Origin of the sequence: Serinicoccus shuyuelongi (assembly GCF_045032955.1) — a bacterium.
In the GTDB taxonomy this organism is placed as follows: Bacteria; Actinomycetota; Actinomycetes; order Actinomycetales; family Dermatophilaceae; genus Ornithinicoccus.
The window spans coordinates 152,740-174,891 of record NZ_JBJFZU010000006.1 but is presented as its reverse complement, the minus strand read 5'-3'; the positions used below and the strand labels follow the sequence as shown (position 1 = coordinate 174,891).

The window sequence follows — 22,152 nt, the reverse complement described above, 5'->3', positions numbered from 1 at the left end:
CCCAGCGGGTACCCAGGGAGCAGCCAGCGCCAGGTGAGACACTGAGGTCATGACTGCTGGAGTCCCCGTCTCGCTCGGTATGCCCGCCGCCCCGGCCCCGGTGCTCGCGCCCCGGCGCCCCACGCGCAAGATCAAGGTCGGCAAGGTCGAGGTCGGCGGTGACGCCCCGGTCTCGGTCCAGTCGATGACCACCACCCCGACCACCGACATCAACGCGACGTTGCAGCAGATCGCGGAGCTCACCGCCACCGGGTGCGACATCGTCCGGGTCGCCTGCCCCACCCAGGACGACGCGGACGCGCTGCCGATCATCGCCCGCAAGTCGCAGATCCCGGTGATCGCGGACATCCACTTCCAGCCCAAGTACGTCTACGCCGCGATCGACGCCGGATGCGCCGCGGTCCGGGTCAACCCCGGCAACATCCGCAAGTTCGACGACCAGGTGAAGCAGATCGCCCGCGCCGCCAAGGACGCCGGGGTCTCCATCCGGATCGGCGTGAACGCCGGGTCGCTGGACAAGCGGATCATGGCCAAGTACGGCAAGGCCACCCCGGAGGCACTGGTCGAGTCGGCCGTCTGGGAGGCGGGCCTCTTCGAGGAGCACGACTTCCACGACTTCAAGATCTCGGTCAAGCACAACGACCCGGTCATCATGGTCCGCGCCTACCAGCTGCTCTCGGAGCGGGGGGACTGGCCGCTGCACCTCGGGGTCACCGAGGCCGGCCCCGCCTTCCAGGGCACCATCAAGTCCTCGGTGGCCTTCGGCACCCTGCTCTCGCAGGGGATCGGCGACACCATCCGGGTCTCGCTGTCCGCGCCACCGGTGGAGGAGGTCAAGGTCGGCAACCAGATCCTGCAGAGCCTGAACCTCAAGCCGCGCAAGCTGGAGATCGTCTCCTGCCCGTCCTGCGGCCGGGCCCAGGTGGACGTCTACACCCTGGCCGACGAGGTCACCGCCGGCCTGGAGGGCCTGGACGTGCCGCTGCGGGTGGCCGTCATGGGCTGCGTGGTCAACGGGCCCGGGGAGGCCAGGGAGGCCGACCTCGGGGTCGCCTCCGGCAACGGCAAGGGCCAGATCTTCGTCAAGGGCGAGGTCATCAAGACGGTCCCCGAGAGCCAGATCGTGGAGACCCTCATCGAGGAGGCCATGCGGATCGCCGAGGAGATGGGGGAGCTGCCGGAGGACGCCGCCGGCTCCGGCTCGCCGACCGTCTCCGTCGGGTAGCTGCTGGTCGCGGACGGGGCCCGCACCCGCTACCGTCGGCGCATGGTCCCGGACCCGGTCAGCAGGCATACCGCCCGCAGCTCGACGTGGAACGAGGTCTGCCAGGCCTTCCACCTGGTGGACCGGGCTGACCTGTCCGTGGTCGAGGAGCACATGCCACCCGGGACCTCGGGGGAGTCGCACGTGCACGCCCGGTCCCGTCAGTTCTTCCAGGTCCTCTCCGGGACCGGCACCCTGACCGTGGACTCGGCGGAGGTGCAGGTGCCCGCCGGATCCGGCATCGAGGTGCCCCCACGGGCCCAGCACCACATGCGCAACGACGGGTCCGAGGACCTGGTCATGCTGGTGGTCAGCTGCCCCCGCGTCCCGGGGCGACCGCACGCACGGCGTCCCCGCCGGGGCGCGGAGGAGGGCACCCGGCTGGTCGTCGGCTCCTACCTGCGGCCCACCCGGGTCGGTGACCTGGACGCCGTGGTCGCGTTCGAGGAGGCCGGCGACACCCGGCAGTTCCTGGGGCAGGGTGGCCGGGAGTGGCACACCGCCGCCCTCACCGACGAGGACATGGAGCACTGGGTGCTGGTCGACCGGTTGGACCAGGTGATGGCCTTCGGCATCCTGGCAGGCCTGCGGACCGGGACCGTGGTGGAGATCCGGCGGATGGTCGTCGCGCCCGAGGGACGGGGTCAGGGCCTGGGCAGGCTGCTGGTCCGACAGCTGCTGGAGCATGCGCTGGCCAACCCCGCGGTGCGACGGGTCTGGCTGGACGTGAGCGCGGACAACACCCGCGCCCGCAGCCTCTACCGCACGGTCGGCTTCGTGGAGCGGCCCGCTCCGCCGGACGCGACCCTGCTGGACAACGGTGTGTATCTGGAGTGGTCGACCGCGCCCCCTACCCTGGACCGATGAGCGCGCCAGGATTCGTCCCCACCCGCCAGCTGGTGCTGGTCGACCTGCTGGCCCTGATCCTCGGCACCCGCCCCGGCCAACGGGCGGTGGTCGCGGTCGACGGCCCGGACGGGGTCGGCAAGACCCACCTGGCGCAGGAGCTGGTGGCGCTGGCCGGGCACGTCGCCGGGCGAGCCGTGCAGACGGTCTCGGTGGACGGTTTCCACCACCCCCGTGCGCACCGGTATGCCCGGGGACGCACCGGGCAGACGTGCTACCAGGACTCCTACGACTACGAGGCGCTGCGGGCCCGCGTGCTACGGCCGTTCCGGGCCGGCAGGGACATCGTGCCGGCAGCCTTCGACGTCGCCGCCGACGTGCCCGTCGACCCTGCGCCCGTCGCGCTGCCGGAGGACGCGCTGCTGCTGGTCGAGGGGGTCTTCCTGCGGCGTCCCGAGCTGCGCGGGGAGTGGGACGCGACCTGCCTGGTCACTGCTCCCGCTCCGGTGAGCGTGCCGCGGGGCAACGCCCGGTTCCCGGCCTCACGGGTGGCCGGGGACGAGGACCCTGCCCACCCCGCCAACGAGCGCTACGTCGAGGCCCAGCGCCTCTACCGGTTGCAGGCCCGGACCTGGCCGCCGGAGTGGATCGTCGACAACACCGACCTGCAGCGGCCGGAGCTGGTCTGGCCGGACCCCGACGAACCGCAGTGGTTCGAGCAGTAGGAGCCCGGCCGGACCAGCCCGACCCGCGCGCTACTCGGCCGCGGCCTCCTCCACCGCCTCCTCGGCGGCCTCCGCGTCCTCGTCCACCCAGTCGAAGGTCTTGGTGACGGCCTTCTTCCACTGACGGAACAGGCGCTCGCGCTCCTTCTCACCCATCGAGGGGCTCCAGCGCTTGCCTTCCTCCCAGTTGTCGATGACGTCCTGCTCGCCGGACCAGAAGCCGACGGCGATGCCGGCCGCGTAGGCGGCACCCAGCGCGGTGGTCTCCGCGACCTTCGGGCGGACCACGTCGACGCCGAGGATGTCGGCCTGGAACTGCATCAGCGTCTCGTTGGCGACCATCCCGCCGTCCACGCGCAGCTCCGCCAGGTCGACCCCGGAGTCGGCGTTCATCGCGTCCGACACCTCCCGGGTCTGGTAGGCGGTCGACTCCAGCGCGGCCCGCGCGATGTGGTTCTTGTTCACGTACCGGGTCAGGCCCACGATGGCGCCGCGCGCGTCGTCCTTCCAGTAGGGCGCGAAGAGCCCCGAGAAGGCCGGCACGATGTAGCAGCCGCCGTTGTCGTCGACCTTCGTGGCCATCGTCTCGATCTCCGGCGCCTCGGAGATCAGGCCGATGTTGTCGCGCAGCCACTGCACCAGCGAGCCGGTCACCGCGATCGAGCCCTCCAGTGCATACACCGCGTCCTGGTCGCCGATCTTGTAGCAGACCGTGGTCAGCAGGCCGTTCTCGCTGGGCACGATCTCGGTGCCGGTGTTGAGCAGCATGAAGTTGCCCGTGCCGTAGGTGTTCTTGCTCATCCCCTTCTCGAAGCACGCCTGCCCGAAGGTGGCGGCCTGCTGGTCGCCGAGGATGCCGGCGATCGGGACCCCGGCCAGCGGGCCGGCGCTGCGGCCCTGGCCGTAGACCTCCGAGGAGGACCGGATCTCCGGCAGCATGGCCAGCGGGATGCCCATATCGCCGGCGACCTCCTCGGACCAGCTGAGCGACTTCAGGTCCATCAGCATGGTGCGGGAGGCGTTGGTGACGTCGGTGACGTGCACGCCACCGTCGGTGCCGCCGGTCATGTTCCACAGAACCCACGTGTCGGTGTTGCCGAAGAGCAGGTCACCGGCCTCCGCCTTCTCGCGCGCCCCGTCGACGTTCTCCAGGATCCAGGCCACCTTCGGCCCGGAGAAGTAGGTCGCCAGCGGGAGCCCGCAGATGTGCTTGTACCGGTCGGGTCCCTCGTCACCGGCGAGCCGGGCGGCGATCTTGTCGGTCCGGGTGTCCTGCCAGACGATGGCGTTGTAGACCGGTTCCCCGGTGTTCTTGTCCCAGACCACCGCGGTCTCGCGCTGGTTGGTGATGCCGACCGCGGCGATCGCGTCCTTATTGATGTTGCCGCGGGACAGCGCGAGGGCGACGACCTCACGGGTGTTCACCCAGATCTCCGACGGGTCGTGCTCGACCCACCCGGCCTTGGGGAAGATCTGCTCGTGCTCCTTCTGGCCGACCGAGTGGATGTCCCCGCACTTGGTGAAGACGATCGCCCGGGTGCTGGTGGTGCCTTGGTCGATGGACAGGACGTAGTCCGCCATGGTGGTGCTCCTTCACGTCGTTGTGGTCAGGGTGGTGTCGCGGGACTCACATGTAGAGCGCCGCCGCCAGCCCGGCGAGCAGGCCGCCGACGAGCGGGCCGGCGATCGGGACCCAGGAGTAGGCCCAGTCGCTGCTGCCCTTGCCCGGGATGGGCAGGAGCGCGTGCGCGATCCGGGGCCCCAGGTCACGGGCCGGGTTGATGGCATACCCGGTCGGGCCACCGATGCTGGCGCCGATGCCGACGACCAGCAGCGCGACCGCCAGCGGACCGAGCTCGTTCGGGGTGTTGCCGAAGGCGATCACCACGAAGACCAGCACGAAGGTGCCGATCACCTCGGTGACGAAGTTCCAGCCGTAGCCCCGGATCTCCGGGCCGGTGGAGAAGACGCCCAGCTTGGCCGCCGCCGGTCCTTCGGCGTCGAAGTGCTGCTTGTAGGCCATCCAGGCGAGCACGGCACCGAGGAAGGCGCCGAGCATCTGGGCGGCCCAGTAGATCAGCATGTTCCCGAAGGTGCCCGGCACACCGGGCGCGAACTCGGCCCCGTTGGCCAGCAGCCCGATGGTCACGGCCGGGTTGATGTGGGCGCCCGACTTGAAGGCGACGAAGACACCGGCGAAGACGCCCAGGCCCCAGCCGAAGTTGATCATCAGCCAGGCGCCGCCGCCACCGCCGCCGAAACCCTTGGTGGCCGGCAGGATGGCGTTGGCCACCACACCGCAGCCGAAGAGCAGCAGCACCGCGGTGCCGAGCACCTCCGAGACGAAGATCTCTGCCACGGATCAGTCCTTTCTCGAGTCACGGTCCGGCGTGCGCCGGGTCCGTCGGTCAGGCGTCGTTGCCCGACCCCATCGCCTGCAGCGGCGCCACCTCTCCGAGGTGGTCACGCACCCGGGCGGCGCTCTGGTCGTCCGGCTCGTCGGCGGCAGCGATCTCCGCCTCCGCCCGAGCGGTGTACGCCTCGATCTCGGAGGTGACGCGGGCCTCGTCCCAGCCGAGCTCGGCCGCGGCGAGGGCCGCGATCTCGGGCAGTGTGTCCAGCCCCTTGCGCGGTGCCTCGTAGATGAGCCGGGTGCGGCGCATCATGAGGTCCTCCAGGTGCAGCACACCCTCGCTGCGGCAGGCGTAGGCGATCTCGGCCCGCAGGTAGGCGCTCGAGTGCTCCAGGGTCTGCGCCAGCGAGGCGTCCTCCTCGATCATCGCCAGCAGCTCCTCGACCAACGACCCGTAGCGGTGCAGCAGGTGGTCGGTGAGCTGCTCGCTCCAGCCGAAGCGCCTGCGCAGGGCCGGCATCCGGCGCCGCATGGCGGCCTCACCGACGGCGCCCAGCAGGGGGATCTGGTCGGTGATGCACGGCAGCTCCTCGGCCCGGCCGCCGAGCGCGAAGTCGACGGCGTCCTTGGCCATCACCCGGTAGGTGGTCAGCTTGCCGCCACCGATCACCGTCAGCCCCGGCGCCGGGCTGGCGACGGTGTGCTCACGGCTCACCTTCGCCGAGTCGGTGCCCTCCTTGGTGCCCGGCTGCAGGAGCGGCCGCAGACCGGCATACCAGCCGACGACGTCGTCCCGGGTGAGGGTGGTCTTGAGGACCGCGTTCGCGTGCTCCAGCACGTAGTCGATGTCGGCGGAGGTCGCCACCGGGTTCTGCCGGTCCAGCTCCCACGGGGTGTCGGTGGTGCCGAGGATCCAGTAGCGGGACCAGGGGATGAAGAACAGCACCGACTTCTCCGTCTGCAGGAACAGCCCGGAGGTGCCCTGGATCCGGTCCCGGGGGATCACCACGTGGATGCCCTTGGAGGCCAGCACCGACAGGCCGCCGTCGGTGTCGGCCAGGTCGGAGACGTCCTCGGTCCAGACCCCGGTGCAGTTGATGACGTGCTTGGCCCGCACCTCGAAGCGCTCGCCGGTCTCCAGGTCGGCCAGCTCGGCCCCGATGACCGTGCCGTGCTCGTCCTTGACGATCCGCACGGCCTCCACCCGGTTGGTGGCGTGCGCGCCGTAGGTGTGCGCGGTGCGCACCAGCGTGGTCACCAGCCGGGCGTCGTCGACGGTGGCGTCCCAGTACTTGACCGCGCCGATCGCGGTGTCGTGCCGCAGGTCCGGGAACTGCTTCTGCAGGCCGCCGCGGGAGGTGTGCTGGTGGATCGGCAGCGCACGCCGGCCCGGCATGATGTTGGCGAGCACGTCGTAGAGGGTGACGCCGGCGCCGTAGTAGGCGCGCTGCCAGACCCGGTGCTCCAGCGGGATCAGGAAGGGCATCGGCTTGACCAGGTGCGGGGCCAGGGTGTTGAGCAGCAGCCCCCGCTCGGTGAGCGCCTCGTGGACGAGCTTGAAGTCGAGCATCTGCAGGTAGCGCAGGCCGCCGTGCACGAGCTTCGTCGACCACTGGGAGGTGCCGGAGGACCAGTCCTGGGCCTCCACGACGGCGGTGGACAGGCCCCGGGTCGCCGCATCCAGCGCGGCCCCCGCCCCGGTCACCCCGCCCCCGATGACGAGCACGTCGAGGGGATCCCCGACCATGCTCTCCCGCAGGGCCCGGAGGCCCCGCTCGCGGCTCTCACCGGTGAGTGCGCGTGGCTGCATGGTCGGCCTTTCTCTCGAAGGTGATCCTGCCCCCTGAGCAGGGTCTCCCGCAAGGGTCGCACGCGGGTCGTGGGCCGTCGCGTCGGGATCGGGGTATGCCTCGGGACGCGCCCGTGGCGCACCCCTGGTGGCCGGCGGGTGAGCGGTGCGGCAGGCTGGGGGCATGCTGCGCACCCTCGGTCAGGTGCGGGCCTACGGCCTGCAGGACGTGCAGCATGCCCTCGACGTGTGCGCGCAGGACCCGGTGAGCAACGTCTTCGTCGCCGCCAGGATCCTGGAGTCGGGGCTGCTCGGGACCCGCGGGCCGCTGTTCGGCTACGCCTCGGGGGAGGAGCACGCGCTGTGCTGGTGCGCGGCCAACGTGGTCCCGGTGGAGGCCTCCCCGAAGGCGCTCGCGGCGCTCTCGGCCAAGGTGGTCCGGCGCCGGGCGACGGCCAGCTCGATCTTCGGCCCGGCCGACCAGGTGCTCGACCTGTGGGGCCGGCTGGAGCGGCACTGGGGCGTCCCGCGGGAGATCCGCGAGAACCAGCTGGTGCTGACCATGCAGGTGCCGCCCTCGCTGCTCGGCCTGACCGGGGACGCGCAGGTACGCCCCGCCCGCCCCGAGGAGCTGGACCTCGTCGTCCCGGCGGCGGAGGCCATGTTCACCGAGGAGATCGGCTACCCGCCCTACCAGGGCAGCGGTGCGGCATACCGGCGCGCGGTGCAGGGGTTGATCGAGCAGGGGCGCACGCTGGTGCGGGTCGAGGACGGGCAGGTGGTCTTCAAGGCCGACCTGGGGTCGGTCGCCCTCGGGGTGGCGCAGGTGCAGGGGGTGTGGGTGCACCCGCGGTACCGCGGCCAGGGGTTGGCGGCGCCGGCGATGGTGTCGGTGGTCGAGCACACCATCGCGCAGGTGGCGCCGGTGGTCAGCCTCTACGTCAACGACTTCAACGCCGCGGCGGTCGCCACCTACCGCCGGGCCGGCTTCGTGCAGACCGGCACCTTCGCCACCGTCCTGCTCTGAGGCCGGCCCTCAGGCCAGGCGCTCGTGCAGGAACGCCCAGGCCAACGCGTGCCAGGTGGCCCACTGCGCCGCCGTGCTCGCGCCGCCGTGCCCGCCCTCGGTGTTCTCCCAGTAGGTGACGTCGCGCCCGTGCTCCTCGAGCAGGGCCGCCATCTTGCGCGCGTGCCCGGGGTGCACCCGGTCGTCCCGGGTGGAGGTGGCCAGGTAGACCGCGGGGGTCGGCCGGTCCGGGTCGAAGCGCTGGTAGGGCGAGAAGGTGCGCAGCCACTCCCACTGCTCGGGGTCGTCCGGGTCGCCGTACTCGGCCATCCAGGACGCCCCGGCCAGCAGGTGGTGGTAGCGGCCCATGTCCAGCAGCGGCACCTGGCAGACGACCGCACCGAAGTCCTCCGGGTAGCCGGTGATCATGTTGCCGACCAGCAGGCCACCGTTGGAGCGGCCGGTGGTGCCCAGGTGCGGCACCGAGGTCACCCCCCGGCCGACCAGGTCCCGGGCGACCGAGACGAAGTCCTCGTAGGCGCGGTGCCGCTGCTCCTGCAGCGCGGCCTGGTGCCAGCGCGGGCCGAACTCGCCGCCGCCGCGGATCCCGGCGACCACGTGCACGTGACCGTGCGCCAGCCAGGAGCGGCCCACGATCGGGTCGTAGGCGGGGGTGAGGGCGTGCTCGAAGCCGCCGTAGCCGTGCAGCACGGTGGGGGTGGTGCCGTCCAGCGGCAGGTCCGCCGGCCCGACCTGCCAGTAGGGGACCCGGGTGCCGTCCTGCGAGACCGCCCACTCCTGGGTGACGGCCATCCCCGCTGCGTCGAAGCGGGCCGGTGCCGCCTTGAGCTGCTCCACCCGCACCCCGTCGCCGGCGTCGTCGAGGTGGGCCAGCGACAGCGTCATCGGGTCGAGGAAGCCGGTGGTCACCAGCCACAGGTCGTCGCTGTCGTCGTCGTCGACGGCCGCGACGCCGACCGTGCGCAGCCCGATGTCGAGGGCGTCGGTGAGGTCGGTGCTGCGCCAGCCGTCCTCGGTCCAGCGGTGCGCCTGCACGGTATGCCGCACGTCGCTCAGCGTGGTCGTCACCAGCTGGGTGGCGGTCCAGGTCAGGTCCACCAGCGCGGTGCGCTCGTCGGGGACGAAGAGCGGCGTCCACGCCGCCCCCGCCGCGTCGTCGAGCACCTGGGCCAGCGGCGCCACGACCAGGCTCCCCGCGGGGAAGTCGGGACCGTCCTCGCCGGCCGGCGACCAGGCGTGCCGGAGCCGGACCGCGACGTGGTCGCCGTGCACGGAGGAGTCGGCGCTGTCGGGCAGCTCGAGGGGACGCACCACGCCGCCGCTGAGCACGAGCGTCTGCTCCCGGTAGAACGCGAGCGCACGGCGCAGCACCGTCCGGTCCTGCTGCTGGTCATGGTGGGCGAACAGGCCCAGGTCCGCCTCGGGGACGGTGTGCACGACCTCGGCCTGCTCGACCGGGGTGCCGCGCCGCCAGAGCCTTGCGGCCCGGGGGTAGCCGGAACGGGTCGCCCCCAGCGGGTCCGCGGCGGTGGTCAGGTAGACGTGGTCACGGTCCCGCCACGCGAGCCGGCCCTTGGCCTCACCCTTGGTGAAGCCCTCCGGTGCGGGGACCCAGTCGCCGGTGCCCAGGTCCAGCTCCCGGGTGGTGCCCGCGTCGGAGCCGCCGCGGGAGAGCTGGACCAGCGCGCGGTCCAGCGTGGGCCGCAGGATGCTGGCGCCCTGCCACACCCACGGGACGTCCTCGTCGCGGGCCAGCGCGTCCACGTCGACCAGCACCTCCCAGCTGGGGTCGGTGCTGCGGTAGGACTCCCAGGTAGTGCGCCGCCACACCCCGCGCGGGTGCTCGGCGTCGGTCCAGAAGCCGTAGAGGTGGTCACCGACCTGGGAGACCAGGGGGATCCGGTCGCTGGCCTCCAGGGCGTCCTGGATGCCGGCGTGCAGCTGCGGGTAGCGCGAGGTCGCCTGCAGGGCCTGCTCGCTGGCGGAGCTGCGCTCGCGGACCCAGTCCAGCGCCTGCTCGGACTCGACCTCCTCGAGCCAGCGGTACGGGTCGGTCTGCATCGGTGCGTCGCTCACGCCACCCACCTCATCACATGACGTGCGTGGGCTACGACGGGGCGGTCACGGCATACCCCTGGAGCAGCCACGCGGCTGCCGCCGGGAAACGCCGCGCCCAGGCGCTCTCGTGGTGGTGGGCGGCGGAGTCGTAGAGGTAGCCGACCGGGACCCGGGCCCGGCGCAGGGCGGCCAGGACCCGCTGCGCGTCGGCGACGTAGGCGGCCTCGACGTCGGGGGCGTCGGGCTGCTCGTGCCCGCCGACGTCCAGGTAGACCCTGCCGTCCAGCCCGTCCGCCAGGGCCTGCTCGAGGTCGGTCAGGGACCGTTCGCCTGGCCACCAGAAGGCGGGGGAGAAGAGGCCCGCCCCGCCGACGGCGTCGGGCCGCTGCTGCCAGAGGTAGGCGCTGATGACACCGCCGAGGGAGCTGCCGGCCACCACGGTGTGCTCGCGCCCGGGCCGGGTGCGCAGGGCGGCGTCGACGGCCGGTTTGAGCTGGTCCACCAGGAAGGTGACGTAGTCGTCGGCGCGGCCGCCACCGTGCTCGGGATGGGGGTACGGGGTGTACTCCTGGCCGCGCTGCTCCGGGTGGCAGGGGATCCCGACGACGATCGCCTCGATGCCGTCCTCGGCGAGGCGCGACATCGCCAGGTCCACCTCCCAGACGGCGCCCGCGAAACTGCGGTCGGGCAGGAAGAGGTTGTGGCCGTCGTGCAGGTAGAGGACCGGGTAACGCTCCTGCGACGCTGCGTAGCCGGGCGGGAGCCACACGTAGACGTCGGCCCGTCGGCCCAGCCCGGGCAGCTCGAGGTCGGACCAGATCCGCAGGTCGCCGTGGATCCCGGGCTCGTCGACGGGCACCAGGTCGGTCACGCGCAGGTCCATGCGCTCAGGGTAGGGCTGCCGTCCGGTGCGGTCCCCCGCGATCCCCCTAGGGTGGAGGTATGCCGTTCGACGTCGACGCCCTCCGTGCCCAGTTCCCCGCCCTGGACGGGGGCACCGCCCACTTCGACGGGCCCGGGGGGTCGCAGACACCCCGCCCGGTGGCCGAGGCGATCGCCGGGACCATGCTGAGCTCGATCTCCAACCGGGGGAGCGTCACCGCCTCGGAGCGACGGGCCGAGACGGTCGTGCAGGACGCGCGGCGCGCGATGGGCGACTTCCTGGGCACCGACCCCGCGACGGTCATCTTCGGGCGCAGCATGACCGCACTGACCATGGACATGGCGCGCACCCTGGCCCGGTGCCGCGGGTGGGGTGCGGGGGACGAGGTGGTGGTGACCTCGTTGGACCACGACAGCAACATCCGGCCGTGGGTCCTCGCCGCCGAGGCCGTCGGGGCCCGGGTGCGCTGGGCCGAGGTGGACCCGCACACCGGTGAGCTGCCGGTCGAGAAGGTCCTCGACGTGCTCTCGGAGCGCACCCGGCTGGTGGCGGTCACGGGTGCCGCCAACCTGATCGGCACCCGACCGGACCTGCGCCGGATCATCGGGGCCAGCCATGACGCCGGTGCGCTGGTGCACGTGGACGCGGTCCACCTGGCCGCGCACGCCCGGGTCGACCGGGAGCAGCTGGGCGCCGACCTGCTGTCCGTCTCGCCGTACAAGTTCTTCGGCCCGCACCTGGGCGTGATGTGCGGGCGGGCGGACCTGCTCGAGGACCTGCGCCCGGACAAGCTGGTGCCCTCCAGCGACGCCGTCCCGGAGCGGTACGAGCTCGGCACGCTGCCCTACGAGCTGCTGGCCGGCACCACCGCCGCCGTCGACCTGCTCGCCGGTCTCGGCGGCGGCGCCGACGCCGACGGCGACGGCGACGGCGATCTTCCGGGGGACTCGCGTCCGGCACGGCTGACCCGCGCCTTCGCCGTGATCGAGGAGCACGAGGACGCGCTGCTGGCCCGGGCCGAGGCCGGGCTGGGCGCGATCGAGGGTCTGCGGCTGCACTCGCGGGCCGCGCACCGCACGCCCACCCTGCTCTTCACCGTCCGGGGGACGGAGAGCGCCGCGGTGCACGCCCACCTCGCCGGGCTGGGCGTCAACGCGCCCGCGTCCCACTTCTACGCCTGGGAGCTCTCGCAGCGGCTCGGGCTCGGCACCACCGGGGGAGTGCGGATCGGCATCGCCCCGTACACCACCGAGGCCGAGGTGGACCGGCTCGTCGCGGGCGTGGCCGAGCTCGTCGGCTGAGCGAAAAGCCTGCGGTCCCGGCCGGCCCGGGCAGGTACGCTCGTACGGCCTGACCCGGGTCCGGTCCCGGACCCGCCCCACCCACCCGAGGAGTGCATCCACGTGACGCGCCCGCTGCGCCTGTCGACCCTGTTCCTGCGGACCCTGCGCGAGGACCCGGCCGATGCCGAGCTGCCGGGCCACAAGCTGCTCGTGCGCGCCGGCTACGTGCGCCGTGCCGCCCCGGGCGTCTACTCGTGGCTGCCGCTGGGGCTGCGGGTGCTCCGCAAGGTGGAGGCCGTCGTCCGCGAGGAGATGGACGCCATCGGCGGCCAGGAGCTGTCCTTCCCGGCGCTGCTGCCGCGCGAGCCCTACGAGGCCACGGGCAGGTGGACCGAGTACGGCCCGAACCTGTTCCGGCTGAAGGACCGCAAGGGCGTCGACATGCTGCTCGGTCCCACGCACGAGGAGATGTTCACCCTCGCGGTCAAGGACATGTTCAGCTCCTACAAGGAGCTGCCGCTGACCCTCTACCAGATCCAGACCAAGTACCGTGACGAGGCCCGGCCCCGGGCCGGCCTGCTGCGCGGTCGCGAGTTCATCATGAAGGACTCCTACTCCTTCGACGTGGACGACGCCGGGCTGGAGGCCGCCTACCAGCGGCACCGGGAGGCCTACGTCCGGATCTTCGACCGGCTCGGCTTCGACTACGTCGTCGTGCACGCCGACTCCGGCGCGATGGGCGGTTCGGCCAGCGAGGAGTTCCTCGCGGTGAGCCCGGTCGGGGAGGACACCTTCGTGCGCTGCGAGGCGAGCGGGTATGCCGCCAACGTCGAGGCGGTCGTCGTGCCGCAGGCACCGGACGTCGACGAGGCGACGGTGGCGGCCACCCCGGCCGCCCACGTCGAGGACACCCCCGACAGCCCCACGATCGCGACCCTGGTCGCCCAGGCCGACGCCCTGCACCCGCGGGCGGACGGCCGCTCCTGGACGGCCGCGGACACCCTCAAGAACGTGCTGGTCCTGCTCACCCACCCGGACGGGCGCACCGAGCCGTTGGCGATCGGCCTGCCCGGTGACCGGGAGGTCGACGCCAAGCGCCTGGAGGCGCAGGTGGCGCCCGCGACCTGGCGACCCTTCGAGGCGGACGACTTCGCGGCATACCCGATGCTGGCCAAGGGCTACATCGGCCCCGGGGTGCTGGGGACGGACAGCGAGCAGCGCGGCGGCAGCGGGATCAGGTACCTGCTCGACCCCTCGGTCGCCCGCGGCTCCGCCTGGGTCACCGGCGCGGACGCGCACGGCAGGCACGTCTTCGACCTCGTCCACGGCCGGGACTTCACCGCCGACGGCGTCATCCAGGCCGGGGCCATCCGGGAGGGCGACCCCAGCCCGGACGGGGCCGGCACGCTGACCCTGGCGCGCGGCATCGAGATGGGCCACATCTTCCAGCTCGGTCGCAAGTACGCCGAGGCGCTCGACCTCAAGGTCCTGGACGAGAACGGCAAGCTGGTCACCGTCACCATGGGCTCCTACGGCGTCGGCGTCTCGCGGGCGGTCGCTGCGGTCGCCGAGGCGACCCACGACGAGGTCGGTCTGCTGTGGCCGCGCGAGCTGGCGCCCGCCGACGTGCACGTCGTCGCCACCGGCCGGGACCCCGAGGTCTTCGCGCACGCCGAGCGTCTGGTGCAGGATCTCGCGGCCGCCGGCCTGGAGGTCATCCACGACGACCGGCCGAAGGTGAGCCCCGGGGTGAAGTTCAAGGACTCCGAGCTGCTCGGTGTCCCCACCGTCGTGGTGGTGGGCAAGGGCCTGGCCGACGGTGTGATCGAGATCAAGGACCGGCTCAGCGGCACCCGCCGTGAGGTCGCGGTGGAGCGCGCGGTCGGGGAGGTCCTCGCCGAGGTGCGCGGCAGCGCACCCGCAGGCGACTGAGCGCCGACCCCGGTGCTGGAGAGCCTGGACCCGGGTGTCCTGGTCTTCTTGGCCCTGGCCGGGCTGGCAGCCGGTTTCATCGACGCCGTCGTCGGCGGCGGTGGGCTGATCCAGCTGCCGGCCCTGCTGGTGGGGCTGCCCGGCGCCACCCCCGTGCAGCTGCTGGCGACCAACAAGGTGGGGTCGATCTGCGGCACCACGGTGAGCTCGATCACCTACGTCCGACGGATCCGCCCCGACCTGCGGACCGCGCTGCCGCTGGCCGCAGCGGCTTTCGTGGGCAGTCTGGGCGGCGCCGCCCTGGCCTTCCTGATCACTAAGGAGGCCTTCAACCCGATCATCCTGGTGGTGCTGGTGGTGGTGGGCTGCTACACGCTGGCTCGGCCCACGATGGGCCAGATGCAGGCGTTGCGCTTCGGCCACTCGAGGCGCCGGCACCTGGGCACCGCGGCGGTCATCGGGCTCGCGGTCGGTGCCTACGACGGTGCCCTCGGCCCGGGCACCGGGTCCTTCTTCGTGTTCGCGCTCGTCAGTGCCCTCGGCTACGGCTTCCTGGAGGCCAGCGCCAAGGCCAAGATCGCGAACCTCGCCACCAACCTGGCGGCGCTGGTCGTGTTCGTGCCGCAGGGCGCGGTGATCTGGCCGGTGGGTCTGCTGATGGGCGTGGGCAACATCCTCGGCGGCTACCTGGGCGCCCGGGTGGCGGTGGCCCGGGGCAGCGGCTTCGTGCGGTCGGTGTTCGTGGTGCTCGTGGTGGCCTTCATCCTCAAGATCGGCTACGACACCTGGGTCCAGTTCCTCGGGTGAGCCCGGTGGATCAGGGCCGGTCGGGGTCGAGCTGCTCGGCCTCGCAGCCGCCGAGCTGGTCGACGGTGGCGGCCGTCCGCTCCCACGTCTCCGGGTAGCTGCTCGGCGAGACCAGCCGGACCAGGTGGCTGGGCACGACCTCGGGGGAGATCTCGACCCGGGTCGGCTGGTAGGCGAGCTCGGTGGTGACGGTGCCCTGCTCGTCCCGGCGCAGGGTGACCAGCGCGATCATCCCCTCCTGGGTGCCCGGACCCAGGTTCACGTTGGTCTGCGGGCTCTGGTTGGACAGGAAGTTGCCCAGCCCGTAGAGCACGTGCTTGCCGTCGACCTGCTGGCACGGCTGGATGACGTGGGCATGCGTCCCCAGGATGAGGTCCACGTCCGAGGAGCCGAGGAGCTCCTGCGCCAGACGGGTCTGGTCGGCGGTCGGCTCCGCCTGGTACTCCTGCCCCCAGTGCATCGAGACGACCACGAAGTCGGCGCCCTCCTCGCGGGCGGTGGCCGCCTGCTCCCGGATCCCCTGGCCGCCGATCGATGGCCACGAGGACTCGACCAGCCACGGGGCCTCGCCCGGGATGTGGGTGGTCGGGCTGCCGTCGTTGGGATAGGTGTAGGTGTAGGCCAGGTGGGCCACCCGGGCCCGCGCCCCGTCCGCGGTCTCGACGTCGTACACCTCCGCCACCCCGGCCCGGTCCTCCTCGGCGGCGGGACCGGCATACCCGAGACCGGCCTCGCGCAGCACCTGCTCGGTGGTGGCGATCCCGGCCATCCCTCGGTCCATCGTGTGGTTCGAGGCGAAGTCGCAGCCGTCCACGCCCGCCCCGGCGAGCGCGTCGACGAGCTGGTGGGGCGAGTTGAAGGTGAGCGTGTCCGGCACCGACAGCTGGGTGTTGTCCGCCGAGACGGGGGTCTCCAGGTGGCACAGCGACAGGTCGGCGCCGGTGAGCAACGGGGCGGCGTCAGCGAGCATCGGGGCGTAGTCGTACTCACCCTCCCCGCCGCCGGCATAGGCGCTGGCCGAGCGGTTCAGCGTGTGGTGGGGCAGCACGTCACCGATCGCCGCGAGGCTCACCTCCAGCGCACCTTCAGGCTCGGTCGTCGTCGGCTCCGACCCGGACTCAGGCCCCGGTTCGCTCGTCGCGGCGGGCGGCGAAGCCGACTCCCCGCTCGTGGGGGCGGCGGCCTCGTCCTCGGGCACGTCCCCCGGCCCCGGCTGGCAGGCGGTGAGGGCCAGGGCCACGCCCGCCGCCACCGCCAGCGCGCGGGCGCGGGTCACCGGCGCCCTCCGCCCGGGGCGTAGCCGGTGCCGTACTGCTGCACGTACCCGTCCAGGTCGTCCTCGCGCAGGGCCTCGCCGAGGGCGGCGGTGCGCGCCTCGTCGACCAGGTTGACGGACGCGCCCTCGACGGTGCCGAAACCGGTCACCGGCACCATCAGCGACAGCGTGTCCTCGGGGTCCAGCTCGGCCATCAGCGGGACCAGCCCGATCATGTCGGCGGCGTCCAGTCCACCGGTGACGCGGACGTTGCCGTGCAGGTTGCGGACCAGCTCGGGGAAGGCCGCGGGGTCGTCCTCGAGCCGCTCCTGCATCCGGTCGATGATCCCGATCATCACCGCGCGCTGACGCTCGGTGCGGTCCAGGTCGCCCAGGGGCAGACCCATCCGCTGGCGGGCGTAGATCAGGGCGTCGGTGTTCTCCAACCGCAGCGGGCCCTCGGTGAAGGCGATCTGACGCCCGGTCGACTCCACCGTGACCGTGGTCGCGTACTGGTTGTCGACCTCGATCCCCTCCAGCCACCGGGTGAGGTTGATGAAGCCCTGGAAGTTGGCCTGCACGGTGTGGTCGATGTCCACGCCCCCGAGCATCCCGGAGACCGTCGCGGCCAGCGTGTCCGTGCCGCCGCGGGCGAACGCGGAGTTGATCTTGCCCGACCCCAGCCCGGGGATGTCCACCCACATGTCTCGGGTGAAGGAGATCAACGCCGCGCGGTCCCGGTCCGCGGGCAGGTGCAGCAGCATGATGGTGTCGGCCTGCCCGCTCATCGAGGACGGGTCGCGGGCGTCGGTGCCGATCAGCAGCACGTTGACGGGGCCGTCCTCCAGCGCCGTGGCCGGCTCCTCCGAAGGCTGCTCCGTCTCCTCCTCCGTGGACGGAGCTGCCGTGGCCTCCTGAGTGGACGGCGCGGCGGGCTCCTCCGGGGTACCGGTGGCGCGCCCGGCGTCGGCCGTGCCCGCGGTGCTGTCCGAGGTGTCGGACGCCGTCGGGGTGCTCGTGGCGTCGGCGGTGTCGGTCGAGGGGGAGGGGTCAGGGGCGGGGGCCTCGGTGGCGGTGGCCACCACCGGGTCCGGGGTGGTCGGGGCGGAGACGGTGTCCTCACCGTCCCCGCACGCCGACAGGACCAGGCCGGCGGCCAGCCCCAGGCAGAGGAGTCGGCGTCGCATGCGTCCCATCATCACCCGAGCCCGGTGCCGACGTCAGCCGGGGAGGGCAGGTCCCGTGGGTCGCGGGTGGGCAGGTCGCACACCGTGCCGCGGCAGACCATCGCCGTGCGCGCCTCCGGGCCGGTGCTCAACGCCGGGTCACCGTCGACGACCAAGGTGGCCGCCGGGGTATGCCGCGCCGCCCGCCCGAGCGCGTCGTCCCGCCCTTCGCCGGCGGCGGCCGGTGAGAGGCGCACCGTGGTCGGGCCGGCCACGAGCTCCTCCGCGGCGACCAGCGCCCAGCCGGCGAACCGGGGGGCCTGCCGCGCGAGCGGCGCGGCGTGGAGCAGGGCCCGCTCGGCGCGCCGGAGGTGGTCGGAACGGCTGCCCTGCGCCCCGTGCCGGACCAGGGCCACCGCGATCGCGGAGAGCCCGCCGGGCTCGGCGTTGTCGCCGGTGGTCGTCGGCGCCAGCACCAGTCGCTCGGCGTCGTGCCCGGTGGCGGCGATCCCGCCGTCGTCGGTCCCGAACAGGTCGAGGGCGGCGTCCAGCAGCGCTCCCGCCGCGTCCAGCCACCGCTGGGCCCCGGTCACCCTGTGCAGGGTCAGCAGCCCGTCGGCCAGGGCGCCGTAGTCCTCCGCGACGCCCAGCGCGGTGCCGCGCACCCCGTCCTTGGAGCTGCGGTGCAGGCGGCCCTCGTGCACGTGCGTGGCCAGCAGGAAGTCCGCGCACCGAGCGGCGACGTCCACCCAGTCGTCCTCCTCGAGGACCCAGCCGGCGTGGGCCAGCGAGGACACCAGGAGCCCGTTCCAGGCGGTGACCACCTTGTCGTCCCGGGCCGGCTGCGTACGCAGGCTGCGGGCCACGTCCAGGCGCTGGCGCACGCCCGCCCACCAGGCGGCGTCCTCGGGGTCCTCGCGCAGCTGCAGGGTGGAGGCCCCGTGCTCGAAGGTCCCTGCCTCGGTGACGCCCAGCAGGTCCGCGGCGCGCCGACCGTCCTCCTCACCCAGGGTCTGCCGCAGCTGTTCAGGGGACCACACGTAGGTCGCCCCCTCCACCCCGGCGGTGTCCGCGTCCAGCGAGCTGGCGAAGGCCTGCTGCTCGGTCCACAGCTCCCGGAGCAACCACTCGACACTCTCCCGGACCACCCGCTCCGCCCACGGGCGCGAGGCCTCGTCCAGCCGTGCCAGGTCGGCGTAGACACCGAGCAGCAGGGCGTTGTCGTAGAGCATCTTCTCGAAGTGCGGCACCACCCACGCGCGGTCCACGGCATACCGGGAGAAGCCGCCGCCGACCTGGTCGTAGAGACCGGACCTGGCCATCGCCTCGCAGGTGTCGCGGACCATGTCCAGCGTCCCCGGGTCACCGGTACGCCCGTGCTGACGCAGCAGGAAGGCCAGCACCATGGACGGCGGGAACTTCGGGGCGCCGCCGAAGCCGCCCCACTGGTGGTCCTGATCCCCACGCAGGCCCTCGGTGGCCGCCGCCAGGTCCTCGGGTCCGAGGGCCTGTGCGGTCCCGTCCCCGGGGCGCGCGCCCGGTCCCGTCGCGGCTCCACGCTCCTGGGCCTCACGCAGGGCGCTCAGGATCTGCCGGGCGCCACCGCGCAGCCGCTCCGGGTCGGCACGCCACTGCTCACCGGCGGCCTCCAGCAGACGCAGGAGATCCTCCCGGGGCAGGTAGGTGCCGGCCCAGAACGGTTCCCCCTCGGGGGTCAGCAGGCAGGTCATAGGCCACCCGCCCTGCCCGGTGAGGGCGGTGGTCGCGCTCATGTAGACCGCGTCCACGTCGGGGCGCTCCTCGCGGTCCACCTTGACGGCGACGAAACCGGAGATCGCCTCCGCCACCCCAGGGTCCTCGAAGGACTCGTGCGCCATCACGTGGCACCAGTGGCACGCGGCGTAACCCACCGAGAGCAGCACCGGCACCTCCCGGCGCCGCGCCTCGGCGAAGGCGTCCTCGCCCCACTCCCACCAGTCCACGGGGTTGTCGGCGTGCTGCAGCAGGTAGGGCGAGGTGCTGGCGGCGAGTCGGTTGGTCACGGGTCCCACCCTGCCATCCCGCCCCGCGGGCCCCGGTGGGGCCGGGAGCCGGCTCAGGGCAGGGTCATCCCGGGGAAGGCGTCCACCGGCGCGCCGAGCCGGCGGCCCCAGGTGCTGGCCTCCACCACGATCCGGACCAGGGACCGGACCTGCTCCGCGGAGCTGCCGGCACGGTCGGCCACGGACAGCACCGCCGGGGCGATGTCCAGCACCAGGGTCCGGGCCAGCTCCGCGCGCTGGTCGGCGGTGTCCAGCGGCTCCGGCAGGTCGTAGCCGAGCGGGGGGACCGGGGCGGCGTCCCCGGCCAGGGTGGTCAGCGTGCGGGTGATCGCCTGCAGCGAGGCCAGGATCGACTCGTAGCGCTCGCGCTCCTCACCACCCGAGCGGGCGGCGACCACCTCGAGGCCGACGGCGGCCGGGCGGGTGGCGCCGAGCACCGGCACCGCCGCGGTCCCGGCGGGCCCGACCAGCATCGGCCACGGCGGGTCCGCCCCCAGGGCCTGCGCCGCGAACGCGTGCTCGGCGGCCAGCGAGGTCAGCATCGCGCGGTTGGTCGGGGTCGAGCGGGCCACCTCCGCGAAGGCCGTGGGCAGGTCCGCCAGCAGCGCCTGCGCGAGGTCCGCCACGGCCACCGGGGCACCGGTGCTGCTCCCGCCCTCGGGCGCCGAGGTCAGGGCCGCGTCGTCGGCCGGCGCCGGCTCCACCCCGGACAGGGAGAGGAGCGTCTCCAGACGCTCCTGCTGGACCGGCCACACCTCCTGACGGCCATTCACCTCGGCCCGCTGTCCCGAGCCCTCGGGGGTGACGCCGGCGAGCATCGTGCGGTAGCGGGCGACCCGGTCACGGGCCGCCACCAGCAGCTCGGTGTCCGGCGGCGGGGACGGGTCGGCCTCCTCCACCCCCGGGCTCGGGGACCAGGGCGTGCGTCGCCGGTCCCCGCTGCAGCCGGAGACCGCGACCGCGGCCAGACCCAGCCCGCCCAGCCGGAGGACGGCACGTCGGGACGGGGCGGCAGGCATGACGGCGATCATCTCAGACGGTAGGGTGAGCGTTTCCGGTCGGACGGTCCGGCACCCTTGGGTGCCCGCCCGACGGCCCACAGCAGAAGAGACGGAGGAGCACCCATGGACGCCCGCGCAGTCGCCGCGACGATCACCGAACACTCCTCCCGGGCCCTGTCCGGCGGCGAGGTCGTCGTCGACGGGGCGACCGTCCAGGAGGCGGGACGTCGGCGCCTGGTACGCATCCTGCTGGCCCGTGACGTCTCCGACCTCGCGGCCGAGGACACCACCAGTGGCGTGGAGCCGCTCAGCCTCGACGAGGTCGCGGCGGCCACCCGGGAGATCTCCGACGCCCTGGACAGCTGTGGCGCGATGGGGGAGCGCCCCTACACCCTGGAGGTCAGCTCGGCCGGTCTGGACCGCCCACTGACCACCGCCGACCAGTTCCGCCGCTCCGTGGGCCGGCTGGTGAAGGTGACCAGGACCGACGGCTCCACGCTCACCGGACGACTCACTTCCGCAGCTCCGGACGAGCTCACTGTCGAGGGTGAGCACGGCACCGACCGGCTCACCCCGACCGACATCACCAAGGCGACGGTTCAGGTGGAGTTCTCGCGCCCCGACCGAAAGGACGACTGATGGATATCGACATGGCTGCGCTGCGGCTGCTGGAGCGTGAGCGCGAGATCCCGATGGACATCATCGTCGAGGCGATCGAGCAGGCACTGCTGTCGGCATACCAGCGCGAGGACGGCCACGCCCGGCACGCCCGGGTGGAGCTGGACCGCTCCAGCGGGCACGTCACGGTCTGGGCCCGCGAGGCACCCGAGGTGGCCGAGGACGGCACCCGCGGCGAGCCCGGCCCCGAGTACGACGACACGCCGGAGGGGTTCGGCCGGGTCGCGGCCTCCACCGCCCGGCAGGTGATCACCCAACGGATGCGGGACCTCGAGGACGACGCGGTCCTGGGCGACTTCCGAGGACGCGAGGGCGACATCGCCTCGGGCATCATCCAGCAGTCCAGCGACCCGCGTTTCGTGCTGGTCGACTTCGGTACCGTCGAGGGTGAGCTGCCGCTGGCCGAGCAGGTGCCGGGGGAGTCGTACCAGCACGGGCAGCGGCTGCGCTGCTACGTGGTCAGCGCCAAGCGCGGTATGCGTGGCCCGCAGGTGATGCTGTCCCGCACCCACCCGAACCTGGTCCGACGCCTCTTCGCGCTGGAGGTGCCGGAGATCGCCGACGGCACCGTCGAGGTGGCCGCGATCGCCCGCGAGGCGGGACACCGGACCAAGATGGCCGTGCACTCCACGGTCCCCGGCGTGAACGCCAAGGGGGCCTGCATCGGGCCGATGGGTCAGCGGGTGCGTGCGGTGATGGCCGAGCTGCAGGGTGAGAAGATCGACATCGTCGACTACGACGAGGACCCGGCCCGGTTCGTGGCCGCGGCGCTCTCGCCGGCCAAGGTCGCCTCCTCCCGGGTGGTCGACCTCAAGACGAAGCAGGTCCGGGTGGTCGTCCCCGACTACCAGCTCTCGCTGGCCATCGGTCGCGAGGGCCAGAACGCACGGCTGGCCAACCGGTTGACCGGCTGGAAGATCGATATCCGCGCCGACACCGAGGAGCTGGTCGACGGCGGGTCCACGGCGGGGGCCGACGCCCCCGGCATGTAAGATGGGTCCAACTGTCCGGACCGAGCTCGCAGACGCACGGGACGGGCGTGC

At 72.9% G+C, this 22,152-nt stretch carries 18 protein-coding genes; 9 read left to right on the top strand and 9 right to left on the bottom strand.

Annotated features, from left to right (window positions below; genetic code table 11):
• Nucleotides 1–79: 79 nt before the first annotated feature.
• The 3 genes from ispG to ACI3EY_RS09945 are packed head-to-tail and all read left to right on the top strand — an operon-like array spanning nucleotide 80 to nucleotide 2,835.
• A complete protein-coding gene (gene ispG / locus ACI3EY_RS09955) occupies nucleotides 80–1,225 on the top strand; it encodes a flavodoxin-dependent (E)-4-hydroxy-3-methylbut-2-enyl-diphosphate synthase (RefSeq protein WP_405037526.1) in 1,146 nt (381 codons plus the stop codon).
• Nucleotides 1,226–1,267: 42 nt separating this feature from the next.
• Complete coding sequence (locus ACI3EY_RS09950) at nucleotides 1,268–2,131, top strand: GNAT family N-acetyltransferase (protein WP_405037506.1); 864 nt, start codon at nucleotides 1,268–1,270, stop codon at nucleotides 2,129–2,131.
• Nucleotides 2,128–2,835: a nucleoside/nucleotide kinase family protein gene (locus ACI3EY_RS09945; protein ID WP_405040305.1), complete on the top strand. Its 708-nt coding sequence runs from the start codon at nucleotides 2,128–2,130 to the stop codon at nucleotides 2,833–2,835. Before ACI3EY_RS09950 ends, ACI3EY_RS09945 begins: the two co-directional genes overlap by 4 nt.
• Nucleotides 2,836–2,865: 30 nt before the next feature.
• On the opposite strand, the gene glpK is transcribed toward ACI3EY_RS09945, so the two are convergent.
• The 3 genes from glpK to ACI3EY_RS09930 are packed head-to-tail and all read right to left on the bottom strand — an operon-like array spanning nucleotide 2,866 to nucleotide 6,998.
• Nucleotides 2,866–4,416, bottom strand: a complete 1,551-nt coding sequence (gene glpK, locus ACI3EY_RS09940; RefSeq protein WP_405040304.1) for a glycerol kinase GlpK — start codon at nucleotides 4,414–4,416, stop codon at nucleotides 2,866–2,868.
• 46 nt (nucleotides 4,417–4,462) lie between these two features.
• Complete coding sequence (locus ACI3EY_RS09935) at nucleotides 4,463–5,194, bottom strand: MIP/aquaporin family protein (RefSeq protein WP_405037509.1); 732 nt, start codon at nucleotides 5,192–5,194, stop codon at nucleotides 4,463–4,465.
• A 49-nt stretch (nucleotides 5,195–5,243) separates the two neighbouring features.
• Nucleotides 5,244–6,998, bottom strand: a complete 1,755-nt coding sequence (locus tag ACI3EY_RS09930) for a glycerol-3-phosphate dehydrogenase/oxidase (protein WP_405037510.1) — start codon at nucleotides 6,996–6,998, stop codon at nucleotides 5,244–5,246.
• Between the two features lie 163 nt (nucleotides 6,999–7,161).
• On the opposite strand from ACI3EY_RS09930, the gene ACI3EY_RS09925 reads away from it, so the two are divergent.
• Entirely contained in the window at nucleotides 7,162–8,004 is an 843-nt protein-coding gene (locus ACI3EY_RS09925; RefSeq protein WP_405040303.1) for a GNAT family N-acetyltransferase, read from the top strand.
• Nucleotides 8,005–8,013: 9 nt separating this feature from the next.
• On the opposite strand, the gene ACI3EY_RS09920 is transcribed toward ACI3EY_RS09925, so the two are convergent.
• A complete protein-coding gene (locus tag ACI3EY_RS09920; protein ID WP_405040302.1) occupies nucleotides 8,014–10,080 on the bottom strand; it encodes a prolyl oligopeptidase family serine peptidase in 2,067 nt (688 codons plus the stop codon).
• Between the two features lie 31 nt (nucleotides 10,081–10,111).
• A complete protein-coding gene (locus ACI3EY_RS09915; RefSeq protein WP_405040301.1) occupies nucleotides 10,112–10,945 on the bottom strand; it encodes an alpha/beta hydrolase in 834 nt (277 codons plus the stop codon).
• A 59-nt stretch (nucleotides 10,946–11,004) separates the two neighbouring features.
• Between ACI3EY_RS09915 and ACI3EY_RS09910 the strand changes: the two genes are divergently transcribed.
• From ACI3EY_RS09910 to ACI3EY_RS09900, 3 genes are all read left to right on the top strand, one after another.
• Nucleotides 11,005–12,246 carry a cysteine desulfurase-like protein gene (locus ACI3EY_RS09910; RefSeq protein WP_405040300.1) on the top strand — a complete coding sequence of 414 codons (1,242 nt, stop codon included), beginning with the start codon at nucleotides 11,005–11,007 and terminating at the stop codon, nucleotides 12,244–12,246.
• A gap of 102 nt (nucleotides 12,247–12,348) precedes the next feature.
• Nucleotides 12,349–14,160, top strand: a complete 1,812-nt coding sequence (locus ACI3EY_RS09905; protein ID WP_405040299.1) for a proline--tRNA ligase — start codon at nucleotides 12,349–12,351, stop codon at nucleotides 14,158–14,160.
• Nucleotides 14,161–14,172: 12 nt separating this feature from the next.
• On the top strand, nucleotides 14,173–14,967 hold the full coding sequence (locus ACI3EY_RS09900; RefSeq protein WP_405040298.1) for a TSUP family transporter: 795 nt from the start codon (nucleotides 14,173–14,175) through the stop codon (nucleotides 14,965–14,967).
• 10 nt (nucleotides 14,968–14,977) lie between these two features.
• Here the strand turns inward: ACI3EY_RS09900 and ACI3EY_RS09895 are convergent, their stop codons facing one another.
• The 4 genes from ACI3EY_RS09895 to ACI3EY_RS09880 are packed head-to-tail and all read right to left on the bottom strand — an operon-like array spanning nucleotide 14,978 to nucleotide 20,461.
• Entirely contained in the window at nucleotides 14,978–16,243 is a 1,266-nt protein-coding gene (locus ACI3EY_RS09895) for a CapA family protein (RefSeq protein ID WP_405040297.1), read from the bottom strand.
• On the bottom strand, nucleotides 16,240–17,409 hold the full coding sequence (locus ACI3EY_RS09890) for an LCP family glycopolymer transferase (protein WP_405037518.1): 1,170 nt from the start codon (nucleotides 17,407–17,409) through the stop codon (nucleotides 16,240–16,242). The genes ACI3EY_RS09895 and ACI3EY_RS09890 overlap by 4 nt, the downstream gene beginning before the upstream one ends.
• Nucleotides 17,410–17,420: 11 nt before the next feature.
• Nucleotides 17,421–19,430: a thioredoxin domain-containing protein gene (locus tag ACI3EY_RS09885; protein ID WP_405040296.1), complete on the bottom strand. Its 2,010-nt coding sequence runs from the start codon at nucleotides 19,428–19,430 to the stop codon at nucleotides 17,421–17,423.
• A 53-nt stretch (nucleotides 19,431–19,483) separates the two neighbouring features.
• Nucleotides 19,484–20,461, bottom strand: a complete 978-nt coding sequence (locus ACI3EY_RS09880; RefSeq protein WP_405040295.1) for a ferritin family protein — start codon at nucleotides 20,459–20,461, stop codon at nucleotides 19,484–19,486.
• Nucleotides 20,462–20,554: 93 nt separating this feature from the next.
• Here ACI3EY_RS09880 and ACI3EY_RS09875 point away from each other — a divergent pair, with 93 nt between their 5' ends.
• Both ACI3EY_RS09875 and nusA read left to right on the top strand, forming a co-directional pair.
• Nucleotides 20,555–21,070 carry a ribosome maturation factor RimP gene (locus tag ACI3EY_RS09875; protein WP_405040294.1) on the top strand — a complete coding sequence of 172 codons (516 nt, stop codon included), beginning with the start codon at nucleotides 20,555–20,557 and terminating at the stop codon, nucleotides 21,068–21,070.
• On the top strand, nucleotides 21,070–22,101 hold the full coding sequence (gene nusA / locus ACI3EY_RS09870) for a transcription termination factor NusA (RefSeq protein ID WP_405037522.1): 1,032 nt from the start codon (nucleotides 21,070–21,072) through the stop codon (nucleotides 22,099–22,101). The genes ACI3EY_RS09875 and nusA overlap by 1 nt, the downstream gene beginning before the upstream one ends.
• Nucleotides 22,102–22,152 lie beyond the last annotated feature (51 nt).